The following is a 22,158-nucleotide window of genomic DNA, read 5'->3' as shown; positions in this document are numbered from 1 at the left end:
AATATATATAGTATTTTTTAAAAAAACTTTTCTTATATTTAAAAATCACCTACTATTTATTGTAATTTAATTTATTACATAAAAGTGGTATATGTTTAAACTTATTGAATTAAATATTTCTGAACCGGTTAATCAGCAAGTTTATCGTGCATTAAGAAAGGCGATTATTACTTGTCAGGTGTTACCGGGAGTTCTACTTTCTGAAAAAGAGATTTCAAGTCAATTCAATGTATCACGTCAGCCTGTTCGTGAAGCATTTATCAAGTTAGCCGAAGCCGGGTTAGTTAAAATTTTGCCACAGCGAGGCACATTTGTAACAAAAATCTCGATTAAAAAAGTGATTGATGGGCAATTTATTCGTGAAGCCGTTGAGTGTGCAATTATTAAACGAGTAGCACAAGAAATTACCGAATCCGATCTGGTATTATTGGATAAAAATCTTGTCGAGCAAATAGATGCCAATAAGCGAAAAGATATCCGTTATTTTTTAGAAAAAGATGACGAATTTCACCAAATTATAATGAATGTTATTGATTGTCCAATGGCATGGGAAACCGTTGAAAATATCAAAGCAATGATGGATAGAGTTAGATATCTCACCTTAGAAGATATTTCTCCACCAGAAGACTTAGTAAAGCAGCACGAAAAAATCGTTATGGCACTAAAAAAACATGATCCGGAAATGGCGGCATTGGCGCTGCATGAACATTTGTCTACTATTTTACAAACAATAAATATTGTATCACAACAGCGTAATGATTGGTTTGTTGATTAGCTTATTAATAATAAGGTTAAATTAATAAAAAATATATCTATAATGAGATTAATCATTATAAATAATAATTGAGATTTTCTATTATGGTACGGCAAGTTAAAATTCGAGTGTGTGGTCGTGTACAAGGCGTAGGTTTTCGTTTTTTTACCTATCAACAAGCGACCAAATTAGGATTAGTTGGCTATGTTAAAAATTTAGATGATGGTGATGTAGAGATAATGGTACAAGGGCATAACATATCAATCGCTAAATTAATACAATGGCTTGAACAAGGTGGACCAGTTTCAGCCCGTATAACTGCAGTGAATGTTATAGAATTAATTCCTGATAGTCAGTTAGTCGCTTTTCATATCAAATATTAGCTTTATGAATTATAAGTTTTATTGTAATAATAACTAACTCGGTAAGCAAAAGTAATCTAGATATGGCTAATATTTATAAACTATTATTTAATTAATATTTAACGTTTACGCAAATAACCAAAAACACGATAACTTTCTATTTTCCATAATCCATCTCTATAAATTAACGCAAAGGTTACTCGACTACTTGCGTTAGGACCAAGATTTTGTTGAACAATTTCAATCTCATTGTCGCTAACTCTACTGATAATAGCAACATGGCCATATTGAGACCATCCCTGCACGATAATATCTTCTACTTTCGGTTTGGTCGTTGATCCATTATGGAACTGAAGTAGATTACGTCTGGTATTTATTTTACCGTCAGGAATGGAATCATCGAAAAAATTTATTGTATGGCCATAACTATCCGGCATTTTATGTTTAAAACGTTCATAATAGTAACGTTTAATAAATTCAACACATTGATATTTAAGACCTAAATTATAACCATCTTTAGCGACATTGCGACTACTTAGATGATTAATATTGCCATTATAGTAGACTTTAACACCATTGAATTCGTCGATGACAGTGCCAATTTTACTATCATTAATATTTAAATCAGCATAAGCATAATGATAAAAACTATTTACTCCCAAGATTAAAAAAGAGTTAATAAACAGAAACTGTTTTTTAATTTAAATAACATTTGATTACCTATTAATATTTTTTTTATCATTATTATGCGATTATACCTAATTTTTAGACCTAAAAATTAAGTATAATAGTTGAATCTTATTAAGAATTTTATATATTAATTCATATATCATTGCAATTAATTGTTCAATGAAAAATATAATATTTTCTTTAAATTCAAAGAAAAATTAATTATTACTAACTCATTATTAAACAGAGCAAAGCGTATTTATTGTGATTTTTTGAGATAGTTATCCATTAATGTTAACGTTTCTGAATTATTATCAGAATGTCATTTAACTTCTTGCAATGTCAGATATTAATTTAATAAAAAATAAAGTAAAATAAGCCAATATTTAGATGATTTGTCATAATGATGTGATTGCGTTATTGATTAATCTTATTCAGGTAATTAACGTAAACTATGAATAAAAAAAATTTAATCTGTTTCTTACTTCTTATTTTGATAGTTGGTGTTTATTATAGTTATCAAAAAGATGATGATGTGTCGAACTCACCATCAAATGCAAATCAGTCCGAAATGCCAATTTATCAAAGTGATGATATGGTAACCAATATTTATGATTTGTCAGGTAATCTGGTATATAAAATTGAATCAGGAAAGGTAAAACATTTTGATACTAATAACAATACTGATTTTGATTTACCTAATGTTACACTTTATGCTCAGGATCATGCAGCTACATGGAATATAAAAGCAAAACGCGCGACCTTAACTAATGATAAATTAATTTACCTTTATCAAGATGTAACATTAACTAATTTAATGCCTGATTCTCAATTACAACAAGTTATAACTGATAATGCTGAAGTTGATTTAACAACGCAAATTGTAACGTCTAAAGATCCGGTAAAAATAAGGGGAATTGGTTTTTTCTCAACTGGTGTAGGGTTGGTTGGTAATTTACGGGAAAAAACGGCAAACATACTTGAAAATGTAAAAACTTTTTATAATAGTGAGGCTCAATAAAAAATGAGATCAAAAAAACAAACTTTTTTCCCATTATTTTTTATGCTATGTGCATCATTTACTTGTTTTGCCGACGAGCCTAATGTAGGCGTTTCATCCAACTCTAAAGATCAAAAGATGTTTGTTGATAATAAGCCTATTACAGTTGATGCCGATAATCAACAAATTGAGATCGATAAAAATATTATTACCTTTAGTGGTAATGTCCAGATTATCCAAGATGGTTTAACAATATGGGCAGATAGAGTGGTAATTACTGATATGCAAGACACCAGTAAACAAAAAATAACTGCATATGGTAACCCTGTAAAATATAAACAAATTTTTCCACAAAATAATAAAATAGTAACCGGTCATTCACAGCAGGTTATCTATAATGTTAAGCAAAATAATATAGTATTGCAGGGTAATGCTGAGCTATTTCAACAAGATAATCATATAAGTAGTTCACTAATTACATATGATGTAAAAAAACAGCAAATAGTTGCACATCCAGGTAAAAAAGGTCGGGTAAAAAGCACCATCATGCCTAATCAAGTTAAAGAGATGAATAAATAAATGTCAATTTTAAAAGCAGAAAATCTTGCTAAAGTTTATAAAAAACGACGAGTTGTTGAGGATGTCAGCTTAACCGTAAATTCTGGTGAAATAGTTGGTTTACTTGGCCCTAATGGTGCCGGTAAAACCACTACTTTTTATATGGTGGTTGGCATTGTGACTCTAAATGCTGGAAGAATTTTCCTTGATGATCATGATATCAGTATTTTGCCATTACATGAGAGAGCGCAAAAAGGAATAGGTTATTTGCCTCAAGAGGCGTCAATATTTAGAAAACTTTCTGTTATTGATAATATTATGGCTATTTTAGAAACTCGCAATGATATTGATAAAAATGAAAAGATTAATCGAGCAGAAGAGTTACTCGAAGAATTTCATATTACCCATATCCGAGACAATATTGGTCAATCATTATCCGGTGGAGAACGACGACGAGTTGAGATAGCAAGGGCATTGGCTGCAAATCCTAAATTCATTTTACTTGATGAACCATTTGCTGGTGTAGATCCCATTTCGGTAATTGATATTAAAAATATTATTAAACACTTACGTGATCGTGGTTTAGGCGTACTAATTACCGATCATAATGTTCGTGAAACACTTGATGTTTGTGAACGAGCTTATATAGTTAATAAGGGACATTTAATTGCTGAAGGTACACCAGATAGTATATTAAATAATGAGTATGTTAAACGTGTTTATTTAGGACATGAATTTAGATTATAGATTATGATAAAACAAGGCTTACAACTGAAGGTATCGCAACAGTTGTCAATGACGCCACAATTACAATTAGCTATTCGATTGTTGCAATTGTCGACTTTAGAATTACGTCAAGAAATTCAAACTGTACTTGAAAACAATCCATTATTAGAGATTGCCGATCAGTATGATGAAATTAATGTTGAACAAAATGAACTAAACGAAAACATTGATACTCGTGAAGCATTGGATAGCAAAGAAATCCCCGAGGATATTCCGTTAGATGCCTCATTAGATGATATTTACACTGCAGGTACTCCCTCAGGAACTCACTCAGATTATCGTAATGATGAGTTACCAATTTATCAAGGTGAAACGCATGAAACATTGCATGATTACTTAAAATGGCAATTAGATTTAACACCATTTAGTGACATTGATCGTGCAATTGCTGTTTCGATTATTGAAGCTATTGATGACAGAGGTTATCTAACCGTTTCAACGGAGGAAATTCTAGAGGAACAAGGCAATAGTCAAATTGAACTTGATGAGGTTGAGGCTGTCTTAAAGCGAATTTGGCATTTTGATCCAATTGGGGTTGGAGCGAGATCTCTTCAAGAATGTTTATCTATTCAAACTCAGCATTTAACTCCTCCGGTATTAGTTAAACAGATTATTGATAACTATTTAGATTTATTAGCAAATCATGATTATCGAACATTGAAAAAACGCTTAAATGCTACGGATGAACAGTTAAAAGAAGCTATTAATTTTATCCAGCATTTACAGCCTTATCCTGGTGATTCGGTTAATACCCTACCTCCCGATTATGTTATTCCTGATCTTGTGGTAAAAAAGATTGATGGCAAATGGATTGCTGAATTAGATAGCGATACTGTTCCGACTCTGCGTATTAATCAACAATATGCGGCAATGGAAAAAATTAGTAATGAAAGCGATAGCCAATATATTCGCGCACATTTGCAAGATGCAAATTGGTTTATTAAAAGCGTCGAAAATCGTAATGAGACACTATTAAAAGTAAGTCAATTTATTGTTGAGCACCAACAAGAATTTTTTGAAAATGGTGCAGAATATATGAAACCAATGATTTTGTCAGATGTCGCTATGGCGATTGATATGCATGAATCAACAATTTCACGCGTTACAACGCAAAAATATTTACAATGCCCTAGTGGTATATTTGAGTTGAAATTCTTCTTCTCTAGTCATGTTAATACTGAATCTGGTGGCGAAGCGTCATCTACGGCAATTCGGGCTTTAATTAAAAAGTATATTTCTGAAGAAGATGCTAAAAAACCTTTGAGTGACAGCAAATTAGTTTCAATTTTAGAAAATCAAGGGATTATTATTGCTCGTCGAACGGTAGCTAAATATCGTGAATCTTTAGCGATACCACCGTCAAATCAACGAAAACAGCTTTGATAATAATTGGCTGTTTTCGATTTTTTGATATTAATTACTAAATCACTTTTTGCGTTTCAATAATCATCATATCAGAGGTAAAAGATCCATCTGATTGTAGTTCAAAGTAAGTTTTTATTTCTTGAGATGCACTTATTTGATAAGTTCTTATCGCATCCATTAAATTGCTTGGTGTGCGCATACGTTTTATCCAACTATCAAAAATCAAGGGTAAACGATGGCGTTGAATCTTATCAATAGTAAATCCAGCTTCGCTTAAAAATGTCAACCATTCGCCAGGCGTGTAGTCGCGTACGTGGGATGTATCACGTAGTGCTTCAACTGTTTGTAACCAAATATCTAAAACAGGCTGACCAGGAGAAACGACATCCATAATAATTAATTTACCACTTGGTTTGGTAATTCGATGTAATTCACGCAAACTTTTACCCACATCTTGCCAATGATGGGCAGAATAACGACTGACGACAATATCAAAATAGTTATCGTCAAATGGTTGATGTTCAGCATAACCTTGCACAGTGGTAATATTTTTTAAGTTACGTTCATCGGCAGTTTGTTCAACCACCGCTAACATTTGCTCTGATAGATCATAGGCTGTGACATGTTTAACCAATTTTGCTGCGATAAAACTGACATGACCTGCGCCACAGCCCATATCTAAAAATTCAGCATTAGGATAATTAGTTAAAAAACTGGCTAGATATTCAAGATCAATTCCTTGCGCATGAACTTTACTGGTTAAGTATGCGTTAGCTTGTTCGCCGAACTGTTGATTTACTTTATCGTGATGGGTTGTCATTAATTATTCCTATACAAGGCGCTTGCGCGCCTTTGGATAAATTAGGCTAAAAAAGTAGGGATTTTATGTTCAAAAGAGTTGATTGCATCTTCATGTTGCAATGTCAGACCAATATTATCTAGACCATTTAATAGACAGTGACGTTTGAATGAATCAATCTTAAATGAATATTGTTTATTACCAGCGATGACGACTTCATTAACTAAATCGATAGTGAATTCTATTCCTTCATTTGCTTCAACAAGTTTAAATAACTCATCAACTTCTTCTTCAGACAAGTTAACTAATAATAGTTGATTATTGAATGAGTTATTATAAAAGATATCAGCAAAGCTTGAGCCAATAATAGTTTTAAATCCATAGTCAGTTAATGCCCATGGTGCATGTTCTCGAGATGAACCACAACCAAAATTTTCACGAGCTAATAAAATACTTGCGCCTGCATATCTTGGTTTATTTAATACAAATTCAGGATTAGGTTGTTTACCGGCATCATCTAAAAATCGCCATTCATGAAATGCATGTTGTCCAAATCCTGTACGAGTAACTTTTTGTAAAAATTGTTTAGGAATAATAGCATCAGTATCAACGTTCGCCGCATCTAAAGGAACGACCAATCCTGTATGTGTTGTAAATTTTGCCATGACAAGCCTCCTTAAAATGGTTTGCGAATATCAGTAAAATGGCCAGTAATAGCTGCCGCAGCTGCCATTGCGGGGCTGACTAGATGTGTTCTTGCATCACGACCTTGTCGACCTTCAAAATTTCGATTACTTGTAGATGCACAACGATCACCTGGTGCTAATTTATCATCATTCATCGCTAAACACATTGAGCATCCTGGTAAACGCCACTCAAATCCAGCATCGATAAAAATCTTATCTAACCCTTCTGCTTCAGCTTGCTCTCGTACAGGTCCTGAACCTGGTACGACAAGAGCTTGAACACCATCGGCAACTTTACGGCCTTTAGCAACTTCAGCTGCGGCGCGAAGATCTTCGATACGGGAATTCGTACATGATCCAATAAATACTTTATTGATCTTAATATCAGACATTTTAGTTCCAGCGGTTAACCCCATATAGGCTAATGCACGTTCTGCTGAATGTTTTTCAATTGGATCAGAAAAATCTTGAGGATTTGGTACTTGAGAATCAATAGCGGTTACTTGACCAGGATTAGTTCCCCAAGTTACTTGTGGCGCAATATCTTTACCTTCCAAAGTAACAATGGTATCAAAGTGTGCACCTTCATCGGTTTTTAAGGTTTTCCAGTAGGCGACAGCTTGCTCAAAGTCATCACCTTTAGGTGAGAATTGTCGTCCTTTTAAATATTCAAAAGTGGTTTCATCTGGTGCAACTAATCCAGCTTTAGCCCCCATTTCAATTGCCATATTACATAATGTCATTCGGCCTTCCATTGATAAAGAAGTTATTGCTTCTCCACAAAACTCAACTACATGACCAGTACCGCCTGCACTGGTTGTTTTACCAATGATCGCTAAGATAATATCTTTTGCGGTAATACCATCAGCAACTTTACCTTTGACTTCAATTTTCATTGTTTTAGCTCGACCTTGTTTCAACGTTTGAGTGGCTAAAACATGCTCAACTTCCGATGTCCCAATACCAAAAGCTAATGCACCAAAAGCACCATGTGTTGCTGTATGTGAGTCACCGCAAACAATGGTCATACCAGGTAATGTCATTCCTTGTTCAGGACCAACAACATGAACAATACCGCGTAATGGACTTTGTAATCCATATAAAGATACGCCAAATTCTTCTGCATTTTTGGCTAATTCGGTTAATTGGATTCGCGCCATTTCACTACAAGCACTTAAATCATTGCTTTTCGTTGAAGTATTGTGATCCATGGTAGCAAATGTTTTGTGCGGTTGACGAACTTTACGATTCATTGCTCGTAAACCATCAAATGCTTGTGGAGAAGTAACTTCATGGACTAAATGGCGATCAATATACAAAATAGGCGTTTCATTAGGTGCTTCATAGACAACATGTGCATCGTATAATTTTTGATACAATGTTTTTGGTTTTGTAGACATTGCTTATATTCCTTTAATATTCTTGCAACAGGGTTAATAATATTTATTAACCCTTACTTTAAAAATTAAATTAAACGACAAATGGTATCGCCCATTTCATCGGTAGAAACATAACTACCACCACGAGCAAGATCAATAGTGCGAGTACCTTGTTCTAAAGCTTTATTCACTGCATTTTCAATGGCTTTAGCAATATCATCACGTTTTAAGCTATAACGAACTAACAGTGCTAATGATAAAATTTGTGCAGCAGGATTAGCAATATTTTTACCTGCAATATCTGGTGCACTACCTCCAGCGGGTTCATACAAACCAAAGCCATCTTCATTTAAACTAGCAGAAGGCAACATTCCCATAGAACCAGTAATCATGGCACATTCATCTGATAGGATATCACCAAATAAGTTAGAACAAAGTAATACATCAAATTGTGCAGGATCTTTCACTAATTGCATAGTGGCATTATCAATATACATATGCTCTAATGTGACATCTGGGTATTGTTTAGCTACTTCACTTACAACTTCACGCCACAAAATGGAAGTTTGTAGAACATTTGCTTTATCTACAGACGTTACTTTTTTACGACGGATTTTGGCTGCTTCAAATCCCATACGGGCAATTCGTTCAATTTCAAAGCGGTGATAAACTTCAGTATCAAAAGCACGCTCTTGTGGACCTGTTCCTTCACGACCTTTTGGCAAACCGAAATAGATACCACCAGTTAACTCACGCATACATAAAATATCAAAGCCACGCTTAGCAATATCTTCACGTAATGGGCATAATTCTTCTAAACCTTGATATAAACTAGCAGGGCGCATATTGGCAAATAATTTAAAATGTTTGCGCAATGGTAATAGAGCACCGCGTTCAGGTTGTTGGTCTGGTGGTAAATTTGTCCATTTTGGACCGCCAACTGAGCCAAATAAGATAGCATCAGCTTTTTCACATCCTTCTAGTGTCTCTTTTGGTAGTGGGCAACCGTGAATATCAATTGCAGCACCTCCCACATCATATTCACTAGTTGTTATAGCTAGGTTATATTTTTGACGAATAACATCTAACACTTTATAGGCTTGTTTCATCACTTCTGGGCCTATACCGTCACCAGGTAATACTGCAATATGGTAATTTTGTGACATATCTATTCCTTAACAATCTAATTATATTTTAAGTATTTCGTTATTAAGTAACGAAACAATGTTTACTTTTTAGTCTTGCTGCAATTTCTGTTTCTGTTCTGCAACCTGATTTGCTCTATAAACATTATTTAACACATTAATTAATGCTAATGCTGATGAATGAACAATGTCGGTAGCAAGCCCAACTCCATGGAATTTACGTCCTTTATATTCGGCAACGATATCGACTTGGCCCAAGGCATTTTCACCCTGTCCTTTAGATGCTAATTGGTATTTCACAATTGAAATAGGTTCGCCAGTAATACGATTTATCGCTTGATAAACAGCATCAACAGGGCCATTACCGGTTGCTGCATCTGAATATTTTTGATCGCCAATAATCAAACTTACTGAAGCAGTTGATACGACAGTAGAGCCAGATTGTACATTAAAATAATCCAATACATAATGCTCTTCATCATCTTTAAGTTGATTAATAAAAATCAATGCTTCTAAATCATAATCAAAAACTTGGCCTTTTTTATCGGCAAGTTCTAAAAAGGCTTGGTAAACTTGATCTAAATTATAATCACTATCCTGATAACCTAATTCAGCTAAACGATGTTTTACTGCAGCTCGGCCTGAGCGTGAGGTTAAATTTAGTTGAATTTGATTTAAACCGATTGATTCTGGGGTCATTATTTCGTAGGTTTCACGATTTTTTAGCACTCCATCTTGATGAATTCCTGATGAGTGTGCAAAGGCATTACTACCAATTACCGCCTTATTAGACGGTATTGGAGTGTTGGTAATTTGGCTGACGATTTGACTGGTACGATAGATCTCTTGATGATTAATATTGGTATGAACGTTTAAAATATTTTGGCGGACTTTAATCGCCATAATAACCTCTTCTAAAGCTGTATTACCAGCGCGTTCACCTAAACCATTCATCGCCCCTTCAATCTGCCTAGCACCTTCTTGAATCGCGCTAATCGAGTTAGCCACCGACATGCCCAAGTCATCATGACAATGAACAGAGATAATCGCTTTATCAATGTTCGGGACACGTTCAAATAAGGTATGAATAATGCCACCAAATTGATAAGGGACAGTATAACCGACAGTATCCGGTATATTGATCGTGGTTGCCCCTGCTTGAATTGCTGCTTCAACAATCCGACATAAGTTATCAATTGGGGTACGGCCTGCATCTTCACAAGAAAACTCCACATCATCTGTATAATTACGTGCACGTTTAACACAGTGCACAGCCTGTTGAACGACATCTTCAAATGTCATTTTTAATTTATCTTTAACATGTAACGTTGATGTTGCCATAAATGTATGAATACGAAATTGATCGGCTACTTTTAAAGCTTCAGCTGCAACATCAATGTCTTTATCAATACAACGAGACAATGCACAAACACGACTATTTTTAATGGTTTTAGCAATAGTTTGTACTGATTCAAAATCGCCTGGAGATGAGATAGGGAAACCAACTTCCATTACATCTACCTGCATTCTTTCTAATGCTAAAGCTATTTGAAGTTTTTCTTTAACACTTAAACTTGCTTGTAACGCTTGTTCACCATCACGTAATGTTGTGTCAAAAATAATAATTTGATCGCTCATTGTTATTTCCTTTATATTTTAGCGCTATCTCGGTATTTCAAGTTAAGAAAACAAAAAAACCCGCACTTTAGCGCGGGTTCTTGTTAATTTGTTGAGTTAATTATTAAATTACTTTTACTCCACACACAAGCTATCCGCGCACAATGATGCGAGGAGGAGGCTGAGTAGGAGGTTAGTACATTTAATCATTAACATCTCAACTATTATATTATGAATAAAATATTTACACTATTTCTATCAAAAAAAGGTGCTAATGTCAAGAATAAATATTGATTAAATCAAATAGTCAGCTATAAATAATATAGCTATTTTATTGAAAATAGTTCATTCAAGCATTAATCTACTCTACAAATGACTCTAAGTGTCGGTGTTTCTTGTGGCAACTTTTTAATACTGCCATCATTAAAATTAATTGTAAAAAATTGAGTTCCTTTCGGGTTTTGATCTATCGGTTCTTGCTTGCATTCTTGGTTATTATTTAAGTTATTCCAGTAATTATCAATATTGCTTAATTTTTTTGATTTAACGAACTCATTATCAGTAGTCGCTAAAGTTAACGCATAATAGACAGCACAACTGTCTAATTTATACTATAGCTTGACGATATTATTGTTATTATCTTTAATTTCTAGCCTGAAAGTTCCTGTCGCTTTAAATCCTTCATTATCATCACCATCATTATCTTCAAAATATTTTTTGTCAGTTAGAATTGTTTCGAGCTCTACTGGTTCCTTTTTATAATTCTGATACCAACGTGATAACTTTATCAAATGTATCAATAGATTTAGGGCGGTCAATTAGTTCTTCAGGGGAAGAGTTAAAATCAGGACGATAATAAATTAAGTTTGCATCTTCAACTGGCGCTTGTTTACTATTTGAAGATGTAGTTTGAGTTTGGTTACCGTCTTTTTTACTGCTATCCAGAGTAAATCTGAAATATCGGAAGGTGTTTTATATTAATTGAGTGAAATATAGGGTGCGGTACCATTAATTGCCAAAACGCTTACTTCTGTTAAGGCTGTAACTTGGAATGGAAGCTGCAAAATAAGTACAACATTACCACAAATGTATATAATTTTGTCGCTATAGGCTTATTCGATACAATAACATTTTTTCTATACCTAATATAATGCCCTTAAATTAACTTAGTTTCCATTGTAAGGTTCTTAAACGAATACGTAGCCTCAAAAGCCGGCCATAATAATTTAAATCGTTTTTAATATAAATAATTCGTTTGTTTATTAAGTTATTATAATATAAAGTAAAAAAACCTTATATAATCTTTATCTTTAAGAATAGATGAATTGTTTCAATAAACAGTTTTTTTGTATAATAATGTTCCATTGATATAACTAAGTGACTACTAATTAAATTTGATTAATGCTATATTCCTGTAAGTAGTTAGATCGTAATTTTGACAAAGATATTTGATTAGTCAGATTTAAAATTCATACTAATTGCTATTTACTCACAATTAAAAAAATGGAGTCAACAGATGAACATTGTCGAAATTTCTCAAAAACGTTATACCACCAAACATTATGATAAAACTAAAAAAATTCCTAAAGAAAAAATAGAACAGTTACTTACTGTTTTAAGAAACAGTCCGTCTTCAGTTAATTCACAACCTTGGCATTTTTATATTATTGATAATGATGTAGCTAAAGATAAAATTTTACCTGCTATAGCTGAATTTAATCAGCCACGAGTAACCGATTCGTCTCATACTATTTTATTTTGTATTAAATCACCTTTAGAAGATGCCCATTTGGTTAATTTGCTTAACCAAGAAGAGAAAGATGGACGATTACCATCATCTGAGCTTAAACAAACTCAGGATGAGTCAAGACGTTTCTTTGTCACTAAAAACAGCAAAACAATTGAGTCCCAACAGAGTTGGGAAGGTAAACAAACTTATTTAGCATTAGGGCAATTACTTTTTGCCGCTGCTGCTATTGGGGTTGATTCTACCGCTGTGGAAGGCTTTGATTGTGACAAAATGGATGAGATTTTAGATCTAAAACGCAAAGGATTAAAAAGCTTAGTCATTGCGACACTAGGTTATCGCTCTGAAAATGATGGTAATGCCCATCGTCCAAAATCACGTTTACCAGAAGAACAAATCTTCACTTTTTTATAACAAAATGTCGCTATAGCTTATCCCACCAGATGAATAGTGGGATAAGTTCACGAGTGTTATTTTGAATAAAAATTATTATATTGCATTAGATTATCTTCAAGAACTTGTCGTTGTTTGGGTGTAAAATCCTCATTATAAAATAGATAACTCATAGAACTATTTATAAGAAAAAGATAACCTTTTTTCACTTTTCTTATTTTATAAAGTTGGCTATATTTGATTATACTAATACCTATTTGATTTTTGTTTATCATTATAAATCTATCATCATAAAATATTACTCTTGAATAAAGAAAAAAATCATTGGTTGTTTTAAACTGATTCTTAGCTGAACATTTAATACCAGGTTTAATACTGAAGTAGATTGCAATTGAATATAAAATTGTAAAATAAACGAAAAATAATGCCTTACTAGAATCTTTTATCAAAAAATAGCACGGTAAAAACATTACAAGTATATAAATAGGCGTCATTATAGATTTTTTAAACAATAAATAATAAAAGCAATAATAGATTCTATTAATATCCATTTTATAGTTGTTTATCTCTGCTATTTGGTTTTCTAAATTTTTTCCTAAATAATCACATAAAAAATCATGAATAATTTCTAGTTCATCTGATTTGAAAGACTGTTGACTAACAAAATAAAAATCTTGATTATTGATAAAAAATAAATAGCCGTTTTCAGTTTTATTAATGCAATATAAATCTTGATAGTAGAAAGTGTTGATTTCATTTTTATCTTTATTAAAAATGACTAATTTTTCATTATTAAACGACATAGTAAAGTGTCGCATATTATCTGGGGTTGAATCATTCAATTTTTGCGCGAACTCATGGTCTAATACGCCATATTTTGCATGATAAGCATCTAACCAATACTGGGTATTAACATAATACTCAATAATTACAGTTTGTTTTTCCATTTTATTCCTTATAAATTATTTAGTATGTTTATACATAATTTTCAATAAACAATCATATATTAATTGAATATTGAATTAAATATTAGTTAATAGACCTTCTATATTTATAACATAATTCATAAATAACCCTAGACCACACAGCTAGAATCATTACAATATAGGCCATCAATCACATAGCAATACTATTTGCTAGTTTTAATTAATTAAACGGATAATGTTTTATGGCGCAATATGTCTATACCATGAACCGCGTGGGGAAGATTGTTCCTCCTAAACGCTATATTTTAAAAGATATTTCTTTAAGTTTTTTTCCAGGAGCCAAAATTGGTGTTCTCGGTTTAAATGGAGCAGGTAAGTCTACATTACTACGAATTATGGCTGGAGTAGATACCGAGATTGAAGGTGAAGCTCGTCCGCAACCAGGTATTAAAATCGGTTATTTACCTCAAGAACCTAAACTTGACCCTAAACAAACTGTACGTGAAGCAATTGAACAGGCTGTTGGTGATGCTAAAAACGCATTGGCCCGTTTAGATGAAGTTTATGCCGCTTATGCCGATCCTGATGCCGATTTTGATAAATTAGCGAAAGAACAAGCCGAGCTTGAAGCAATAATTCAATCGCAAGATGCCCACAATCTTGATAACCAATTAGAGCGTGCAGCTGACGCCTTACGCCTACCAGATTGGGATGCAAAGATTGAAAATTTATCAGGTGGTGAGCGTCGTCGTGTTGCTATCTGCCAATTATTGCTTGAAAAACCAGATATGTTATTAATTGACGAACCAACCAACCATTTGGATGCTGAATCTGTCGCTTGGCTAGAACGCTTTTTACATGATTATGAAGGAACCGTAGTTGCAGTTACCCATGACCGTTATTTCTTAGATAATGTTGCTGGTTGGATTTTAGAGTTAGACCGTGGTGAAGGTATTCCATGGGAAGGTAACTACTCGTCTTGGCTTGAACAGAAAGATCAGCGATTAGCTCAAGAAGCGGCAACCGAATCAGCTCGTCGTAAATCAATTGAAAAAGAATTGGAGTGGGTACGCCAAAATCCAAAAGGTCGTCAAGCAAAAAGCAAAGCACGGTTAGCGCGTTTTGAAGAATTAAATAGCAATGATTACCAAAAACGTAATGAAACCAACGAGCTCTTTATTCCACCTGGGCAACGTTTAGGTGATAAAGTTATTGAAGTGGCTAATTTAACCAAATCATATGGCGATCGCGTATTAATTGATAATCTTTCTTTTAGCATTCCGAAAGGAGCCATTGTGGGTATTATTGGGCCTAATGGTGCTGGTAAATCGACGCTATTTAGAATGTTATCAGGTAAAGAACAACCGGACTCAGGTACGATCACTTTAGGTGACACAGTACAACTTGCCTCTGTTGATCAGTTCCGTGACAGCATGGATGATAAAAAGACCGTTTGGGATGAAATTTCCAATGGCCAAGATATTATGCGTATTGGTAATTTTGAGATCCCAAGTCGTGCCTATGTTGGACGCTTTAATTTCAAAGGCGTTGATCAGCAAAAACGTGTTGGTGAGCTGTCTGGTGGTGAACGCGGGCGTGTACATTTAGCTAAATTATTACAAGTTGGTGGCAATGTACTATTACTTGATGAACCGACTAATGATCTTGATGTCGAAACCTTGCGTGCGCTTGAAAATGCGTTATTAGAGTTTCCGGGCTGTGCATTAGTCATCTCGCATGACCGCTGGTTCCTTGACCGTATTGCTACTCATATTTTAGATTATCAAGACGAAGGGCATGTTGAGTTCTTCGAAGGTAACTTTACTGAATATGAAGAGTGGAAAAAACGTACCTTAGGGGCAGAGGCGCTTGAACCTAAACGAGCTAAATATAAACGAATTAGCAAATAGCTTTTGAGCTCCATTTTATCTACCGCCGATGGATATCGGCGGATTGTCTTATCATAGCCATATAATCAACTTTTAAAGCAATGATTTTGATGTTTTAACTAACTTAGCGAAGGTATCGGTTAATAATTTAGGAATGGCCGTAATACCACGAGCTTTTGCATCATCACAAACGGCAATCGCTAAATCTGGTTTAGAACTTTTGTGGATCGCTTTTTGAATAATTTTTGGTACCGACATATCAATATGAGCAACGGTATTATAAGCAGCTAATTTATATACGTGACTAAAACCATGTTTAAATAGAAAATTTTCAATGTCACGGGCTGGTAATACGGTGATATAGTCATTTAAATTTTCGCCGGTTGCACATTGTGATTGTACCGTCTCAGCATATTTTTTTCCTGCCATATCACCATCAGTAATGACGTACCAGCGGATCCCCATTTTGTTGGCATAGTGAATTAATGGTTTTAAACCACATTGTGCAAATTCTAACAATTGGATCCCCTCTGAACTTAGATGATAGCCACTTTGTTCGGCAAGCTCTCTGAGTAACCATACTTCAGTCTCACCTTCAACCAGCAACCAACAACGGGCAAATAGCGCAGTAGGGCGTCGATAAAGAACATGGAACAAAATACGTCGGCTATCGCCAACACTTAATGAATGAGGAGCAATGTACTTACTCACAATTTGATCGGGTTGGCGGATCAATCGGTTAATACTCTCTAATGGAAACAGAGAAACTAAATCACTTGAGTTAGAGGTAATGATTTTTTGGGTAGGTAAATTTTTTAACAGTCGGAAGCCAACCGATAAAATAATTGGATGTAACTGACTTTCTGGTTCTTCTAAAACTAAAATTGGCACTGAACTATGAGAGAGAGGATTATCCCCTTTAGCATTAACAATCGAACCAAATATACCTAAAAGTGCGGTACGAAGATAATCATTATCTAAATCATCTAATACATTATTGATTCGTTCGAGCGAATTCCAATCTTCAGTTTTTGGATTACTTTTTTGTACTAATTGTTTATAGTTAAATCGTTTTTGAGAATCAACAAAATAGTATTCTAATAACGAACGAGCAGCTTGTAAGCCACGATTAAGCTCATCTTGACTTAATTGTGCCGAGTGTGCTTTTAATTGATCAGATAGTTGTTCAATAAAGTATTGTGATAAAGGTTCATTTGTGACAGGTAAATCCTTAGCATTCACTGAATTTTTTAGCGGCATGATCGGATTTAAGTTAATCAAAATAGCGATTAATAATTTTGGATTATCCAGATTTAACGTTTCGCCATGTTCATTCAGCAAATTATGTTCAGTGATAATAGTATCACCATTTTTTTTGGCATTAATCTGGTAAGTAATTCGATATAGATTATCTGCTGGTGAGCGATAACTAACTGCTGTCAAAGGTTGATAAGCTTGTTCGGTTAATTGAGTTGCATAAGATTCACAATAAACAACATTTATTGAGATGTGATTACCATCATCTTTATCATAATAGAAATCTGAATTAACAAATTGATAAAATTTATTATCAAGAGTTAGCAATTTTAATGCACTGATTAAACTCGATTTACCCCATTGGTTTTCACCAATAAGTACACTAGATTTAGCATTAAGCCTTAATGAAAGTTGCTTAATCCCCCTAAACCCTTTGATATCAATTTGTTCAATAAACATGTCATTTCCTTATGATTAAAGATGATACTTTTCAGTTCTTTTAGCGATGCGCTCAGCTTTTCGCTTAGCACTATCAATTAATTTATGTTCATTGCGCAAAATGGTTTTAATTGGTTTATTAAAATAGTTTCTTAAAAAACGCCAAATATCACGTTGGTTAAGTCCAATATTGGTTGATGAAAAATAGAGCCCAATTAAATCTTTATCACGCCAACGAGTTGGAACTTTTTTACGTGTTTGTGCACGATGAAGATCAATCACAGAAAGTTTTATTTGCTGATTATTTTCAAACAAAGGTAAATCCAATAAAAAATGACATAAATAACAATCACGATGATTTACGCCAGCACCATGCATTTTAGCGGTCATATTTGCTAAATAAATAGTTAATGAGCGTTTTAAATGATAGCTAGGTGGGTTGGTTAGCCATGGTTTAGTGAAATCTTCTAAACTAATAGTCGGATTAAGGTCTTTGGTAATAATAAATGAATGCCGAGTAAGTGGATTTAATCCTTTCCGTCCAAAAGCTCGCCCATCCATGGTGTTGACACCAACTTGTTCTAAACGATGAATTGCATCCCACTCTTGTTTAGCATCTAAAACCGGTAAACGTAGCGAAATAAGGTTTTTTACAATCTCTTTTACCGTTGTACCACGGTGAATTTTAATGAAATATGATTGATCTTCTAATTGGAAATTAAGGGTTTTACGTTGTTTGACTGCACGGTAAACTTTACCTGAAATTAATTCCACTTCATTAAATGGATCTTTACCTTGCCATAATTGTTGAAAGGGGGATTTAAGTTTAATTTCATTCATAATGACATCCTAAAATAATGTCTGCTGCTCGTTGGGCTAAATGATATAAATCTTCACTATTACTATAAGCAACGGCATTATTATGCCAATTAACCCATTGATCTTTATCTCTAATTGATTGTTCTAACGTTTGATCTAAAATGTTTTGCTTATAAGGTTCTGATAATACAATACCAGCATTAGCTTGACTAATGTGATAAGCATATCCGGAAATACCTGATACGATCACTGGAACCCCTGCCGCTAACGCTTCAATCAAAACCATACCAGCCGCTTCTTGCCTTGCAGGATGTAGTAATAAATCAGCTGAAAATAAGAAATCAGGGATATCATTGCGACCAGAGAAGAATCTCACCTGTTTAGCAATACCTAATTCATCTGCTAATTTTTGATATGCCTCTGGTTTATCTTGCCCAACCACCAAATAAATAACTTTTTGTTTTAGTTCATTAGGTAAGGTTGCGATTGCTTTCAAAGAGCGATCAACGCCTTTACGTTTAAAATCAGAGCCAATTTGCACAATCATAAAATCATCTTGGCCAATTTGATTAGATTGTCGAAATTGTTCACGTTTTTTAGGGGCATCAATGTTATATTTACGATCTAAAGCAATGCCGGGTGGTAATAAAAAGAATCGTTCATCTTGAGTATGATAGTGGTTTTTAAAATCTTGAATCTGTTGTTTGGTTAACGCCATAATCTTAGTTTGTGAACTAGGGGAAAATACCGCCTGCTCAAAAGCTAAATAATGTTTGCAACGTTTCGACAGTTTATAAAAAAAGCCTTTGTGTGCGGCTTTTTCAGCAAAACATGTATCGCCAGCAAAATAGACATCCAATCCAGGCATTTTGTTAAAGCCTACCACACAATCTACAGGATTGCTTTGTAAGTGAGCCTTTACCCAATGGTAATAAGCTTGATTACGGCTATGGTTAGATAATCCTTTTTTAGGAACGATGATGATATCAAAACCAGCCGGTTTATCGCCTTGCCAATCCAATACATAAACACGGATTTGATGACCTTGAGCTTGGCAAGCAGTAGCAATTTGCAAAAAATCGCGTTGCAAACCGCCAAAAGGGAAAAATTTATAAATACAAAAAGCTAGTTGCATGCAGATTATCTCAAATGATAAAACATCATTATATACTTGTTGTTAGTAAAGGTACAAAAATACTCAAGTTCAAGCAAATTTTTATGTAAAAAATTAGTTTTTATAAATCAAACATTTTATTAGAATATTACATAAATAAAGTTGTTTTTTGATTAAAAACAAAAAAAATAAAATTTACATAAAAAATCAAAATGATAATATGAGGCCTGTTTTTGACAAATCTAAATAATTAAAGCTATACAGTAAAAATATTTCTCAATAAGGTAAAAAGAAATGGCAATATATAAAATTAGTGAATCTTTATTATTTCCTTGGATGAAGTCTACAATTGGAATTGATGATAATCTTATTCAACTTAATCAAGCGAATAGCATATTAGGCATTATTCCATTAGGTTATATTAAACAAAATATTCCAATCAACAATATTAGTGCTTCAATGGTATATCGTCACTATAATTTTATTGCACTATTAATTGGATTGATTTTTATGGGCTTGGGTATTATTGGTATTATCCATTTCATCATAAGTTTTTATAATATAGAAATGACGTTTTTGCTACCACTAGGCCTTTATATCTTTTTAAGAGGTATTACATCAGCTTTGATTATTCAACGTTCGGGCGATGACTATTGTATTTGTACGCCTTTTTATGAGCAAAAAACTTTAAATCAAATTAACGATGAATTAAATAAGAAATTAATTCAACGAGCAGAAAACACAGATCTAAGTCAATTCTTTGATAAAAAATCAAAATAAGTTTTAAATGTATTAAGATAAGCTTTATCTATAATGTAGTTTGATAAAGCTTTTGATATTATTTATTAGATACTCACTCTAACACCAACTAAATTTAAAAAACGGCCAAATTAATGAGTATATCGCATCTGATACATGGCTATATTTTAATTCGTTATTCATAATTAAAAAATAAAGTTAATCTAAATGCTAATTAAATATAGCAATAAGTTTGGTTTGCATCATGGTTACCTAGTGGTAATTAACAAAGATTAATACTCTTATTTTGCACGAATTTTATTGCAACAAGTATACTCATAGCTAGTCATAAAAGTCTAAAATTATTTCCTCGGAATATCTTGCTGAATTTATAAGTTCAATATTTAACGAGTAAATATGTCGGCTAAAAAATTTGAGGAAAGGGGGTTTTTGAAGCGGAAATTTATATAATTTAGTTAACAAATGTAATTGTTATCGCAATTATAAGGACTAAAAATAGGCTTTCCTCAAAATTTTTGTCATGTTGATGGTATTTTATTGTTTGAAAGAGTAAGTATCACCAATAGCACTACCTTGTGCACCAAACTGTCGTAAATTATGATCAACTGCATTCATTGATTGCCAATGGTTTTCACACCAATCAGGGGCCAGTAAGGTTGGTTTTCTGGCATTGGCTGAAATCCGATGATATAAAATATTGGCTGGTGTTTGTCGAATAATATCACCGGCAATATCGACATAATCTTCAAGAGATAACACATTGATCCGCCCAGCTCGCCATGCTTTGGCCATAATACTGCCTTCAACAATATGTAAAGGATGAATTTTTAAACCATCAACGCCACTGTCTAAGACCTTGTTTAAAGTGATGAGATTGTCTGGTTTATTCTCTTTGGGTAAGCCAATAATAAGGTGAGTACATACTTTAATGCCTAATTGCCGTGCTTTTTGTACCGTTTGGTGATAATCCGCAAAAGTATGACCTCGATTAATTTGGTGTAATGTTTTGTCATGTGCGGTCTGTAATCCGAGTTCTAACCAAACTTCATAACCGCTGGATTGGTAATGTGCCAGCAAATCAAGAGCTTCATCGGGGACACAATCTGGTCGTGTGCCGACGCAAAGCCCGACAATATCTGCACTATTCAGCGCTTCTTCATACATATTTTTAAGAATTTCAACTTCAGCATAGGTACTAGTATAAGCCTGAAAATAAGCAAGGTACCGTTTAGATTTTTTCATCTGTTGCGCTTGCGACATAAGCTGCTGCGAAATTGATTTAACCTGTATAGACTCATCAATGATTGACGCTACATTGCAAAAAGTACACCCACCCTGACCAATGGTACCATCACGATTGGGACAGCTAAAACCACCGTGTAAAGTGAGCTTATAGATTTTTTCGCCATAGCGACGTTGTAGATCGGAACCAAATGTATTAACGACTAAATGAAGTTGCATGTTATACCAAATAAAATTTTTGCTTATTCTACCAAGATATTCCTGATACTCAATTGCAATTGAGCTAGAGATAATGATTAATAAGATTATTATTCTCTAATAGATTGTTTGCATTATCAAACTAGATAATTTATCAATGATAATGGTTTTAAAAATATTGAGGAAAAGGGTTTTAGTCGGCTAAATGATATTGTGCTGTAAAGCATTTTAATTATTATTCTAACTGTCTATAAAT

Annotated in this window: 21 protein-coding genes; 9 read left to right on the top strand and 12 right to left on the bottom strand. The window is 33.6% G+C overall.

The genetic code is table 11. The features are described 5' to 3' along the window. Window positions 1-91: 91 nt before the first annotated feature. Both B6D18_RS07210 and yccX read left to right on the top strand, forming a co-directional pair. On the top strand, window positions 92-775 hold the full coding sequence (locus B6D18_RS07210) for a GntR family transcriptional regulator (protein WP_086363831.1): 684 nt from the start codon (window positions 92-94) through the stop codon (window positions 773-775). Window positions 776-858: 83 nt separating this feature from the next. Further along, window positions 859-1,137, top strand: coding sequence for an acylphosphatase (yccX, locus tag B6D18_RS07205; protein WP_086363830.1), 279 nt, complete (start codon window positions 859-861; stop codon window positions 1,135-1,137). 98 nt (window positions 1,138-1,235) lie between these two features. Here the strand turns inward: yccX and B6D18_RS07200 are convergent, their stop codons facing one another. After that, complete coding sequence (locus tag B6D18_RS07200; RefSeq protein ID WP_216818892.1) at window positions 1,236-1,778, bottom strand: CHAP domain-containing protein; 543 nt, start codon at window positions 1,776-1,778, stop codon at window positions 1,236-1,238. A 461-nt stretch (window positions 1,779-2,239) separates the two neighbouring features. Here B6D18_RS07200 and lptC point away from each other — a divergent pair, with 461 nt between their 5' ends. The 4 genes from lptC to B6D18_RS07180 are packed head-to-tail and all read left to right on the top strand — an operon-like array spanning window position 2,240 to window position 5,512. Continuing rightward, window positions 2,240-2,806: an LPS export ABC transporter periplasmic protein LptC gene (lptC, locus tag B6D18_RS07195; protein ID WP_086363828.1), complete on the top strand. Its 567-nt coding sequence runs from the start codon at window positions 2,240-2,242 to the stop codon at window positions 2,804-2,806. A 3-nt stretch (window positions 2,807-2,809) separates the two neighbouring features. Continuing rightward, complete coding sequence (lptA, locus tag B6D18_RS07190) at window positions 2,810-3,364, top strand: lipopolysaccharide transport periplasmic protein LptA (RefSeq protein WP_086363827.1); 555 nt, start codon at window positions 2,810-2,812, stop codon at window positions 3,362-3,364. Further along, window positions 3,365-4,090 carry an LPS export ABC transporter ATP-binding protein gene (lptB, locus tag B6D18_RS07185; RefSeq protein ID WP_086363826.1) on the top strand — a complete coding sequence of 242 codons (726 nt, stop codon included), beginning with the start codon at window positions 3,365-3,367 and terminating at the stop codon, window positions 4,088-4,090. A gap of 6 nt (window positions 4,091-4,096) precedes the next feature. Next, entirely contained in the window at window positions 4,097-5,512 is a 1,416-nt protein-coding gene (locus B6D18_RS07180; RefSeq protein WP_086363832.1) for an RNA polymerase factor sigma-54, read from the top strand. A gap of 37 nt (window positions 5,513-5,549) precedes the next feature. Here B6D18_RS07180 and B6D18_RS07175 read toward each other — a convergent pair whose 3' ends face one another. The 6 genes from B6D18_RS07175 to B6D18_RS07150 all read right to left on the bottom strand — a co-directional run bounded on the left by B6D18_RS07175 (window position 5,550) and on the right by B6D18_RS07150 (window position 11,911). After that, on the bottom strand, window positions 5,550-6,314 hold the full coding sequence (locus B6D18_RS07175; protein ID WP_086363825.1) for a class I SAM-dependent methyltransferase: 765 nt from the start codon (window positions 6,312-6,314) through the stop codon (window positions 5,550-5,552). Window positions 6,315-6,355: 41 nt separating this feature from the next. Further along, window positions 6,356-6,958 (bottom strand): 3-isopropylmalate dehydratase small subunit, encoded by a 603-nt coding sequence (gene leuD / locus B6D18_RS07170; RefSeq protein WP_086363824.1) that lies wholly within the window; start codon window positions 6,956-6,958, stop codon window positions 6,356-6,358. Between the two features lie 11 nt (window positions 6,959-6,969). Next, window positions 6,970-8,379, bottom strand: coding sequence for a 3-isopropylmalate dehydratase large subunit (gene leuC, locus B6D18_RS07165; protein WP_086363823.1), 1,410 nt, complete (start codon window positions 8,377-8,379; stop codon window positions 6,970-6,972). 65 nt (window positions 8,380-8,444) lie between these two features. Then, window positions 8,445-9,524: a 3-isopropylmalate dehydrogenase gene (gene leuB / locus B6D18_RS07160; RefSeq protein ID WP_086363822.1), complete on the bottom strand. Its 1,080-nt coding sequence runs from the start codon at window positions 9,522-9,524 to the stop codon at window positions 8,445-8,447. Between the two features lie 69 nt (window positions 9,525-9,593). Next, the gene (gene leuA / locus B6D18_RS07155; protein WP_086363821.1) at window positions 9,594-11,141 is read right to left on the bottom strand and encodes a 2-isopropylmalate synthase; all 1,548 of its coding nucleotides are present in this window, start codon (window positions 11,139-11,141) and stop codon (window positions 9,594-9,596) included. 590 nt (window positions 11,142-11,731) lie between these two features. Further along, window positions 11,732-11,911, bottom strand: a complete 180-nt coding sequence (locus B6D18_RS07150; protein WP_144063962.1) for a hypothetical protein — start codon at window positions 11,909-11,911, stop codon at window positions 11,732-11,734. A gap of 725 nt (window positions 11,912-12,636) precedes the next feature. On the opposite strand from B6D18_RS07150, the gene nfsB reads away from it, so the two are divergent. Then, window positions 12,637-13,281 (top strand): oxygen-insensitive NAD(P)H nitroreductase, encoded by a 645-nt coding sequence (gene nfsB, locus B6D18_RS07145; RefSeq protein ID WP_086363819.1) that lies wholly within the window; start codon window positions 12,637-12,639, stop codon window positions 13,279-13,281. Between the two features lie 56 nt (window positions 13,282-13,337). Here the strand turns inward: nfsB and B6D18_RS07140 are convergent, their stop codons facing one another. Further along, entirely contained in the window at window positions 13,338-14,207 is an 870-nt protein-coding gene (locus tag B6D18_RS07140; protein ID WP_086363818.1) for a YcxB family protein, read from the bottom strand. A 221-nt stretch (window positions 14,208-14,428) separates the two neighbouring features. Here B6D18_RS07140 and ettA point away from each other — a divergent pair, with 221 nt between their 5' ends. Next, a complete protein-coding gene (gene ettA / locus B6D18_RS07135; RefSeq protein ID WP_086320926.1) occupies window positions 14,429-16,096 on the top strand; it encodes an energy-dependent translational throttle protein EttA in 1,668 nt (555 codons plus the stop codon). Window positions 16,097-16,168: 72 nt separating this feature from the next. On the opposite strand, the gene B6D18_RS07130 is transcribed toward ettA, so the two are convergent. Genes B6D18_RS07130 through B6D18_RS07120 form a run of 3 tightly spaced genes read right to left on the bottom strand, consistent with a single transcriptional unit; the run spans window position 16,169 to window position 19,724 of the window. Then, the gene (locus tag B6D18_RS07130; RefSeq protein ID WP_086363817.1) at window positions 16,169-17,791 is read right to left on the bottom strand and encodes a DUF2813 domain-containing protein; all 1,623 of its coding nucleotides are present in this window, start codon (window positions 17,789-17,791) and stop codon (window positions 16,169-16,171) included. Between the two features lie 15 nt (window positions 17,792-17,806). After that, window positions 17,807-18,610: a lipopolysaccharide core heptose(I) kinase RfaP gene (gene rfaP, locus B6D18_RS07125; RefSeq protein WP_086363816.1), complete on the bottom strand. Its 804-nt coding sequence runs from the start codon at window positions 18,608-18,610 to the stop codon at window positions 17,807-17,809. Next, a complete protein-coding gene (locus B6D18_RS07120; RefSeq protein ID WP_086363815.1) occupies window positions 18,603-19,724 on the bottom strand; it encodes a glycosyltransferase family 4 protein in 1,122 nt (373 codons plus the stop codon). Before B6D18_RS07120 ends, rfaP begins: the two co-directional genes overlap by 8 nt. A 273-nt stretch (window positions 19,725-19,997) precedes the next feature. Here B6D18_RS07120 and B6D18_RS07115 point away from each other — a divergent pair, with 273 nt between their 5' ends. Further along, entirely contained in the window at window positions 19,998-20,483 is a 486-nt protein-coding gene (locus B6D18_RS07115) for a hypothetical protein (RefSeq protein ID WP_086363814.1), read from the top strand. Between the two features lie 513 nt (window positions 20,484-20,996). On the opposite strand, the gene B6D18_RS07110 is transcribed toward B6D18_RS07115, so the two are convergent. Continuing rightward, window positions 20,997-21,923: a TIGR01212 family radical SAM protein gene (locus B6D18_RS07110; protein ID WP_086363813.1), complete on the bottom strand. Its 927-nt coding sequence runs from the start codon at window positions 21,921-21,923 to the stop codon at window positions 20,997-20,999. Window positions 21,924-22,158 lie beyond the last annotated feature (235 nt).

This window comes from Gilliamella sp. A7 (genome assembly GCF_002142015.1).
In the GTDB taxonomy this organism is placed as follows: Bacteria; Pseudomonadota; Gammaproteobacteria; order Enterobacterales; family Orbaceae; genus Gilliamella; species Gilliamella apis_A.
The sequence above is the reverse complement of the archived record's forward strand: the minus strand, read 5'-3'. Positions and strand labels throughout refer to the sequence as shown.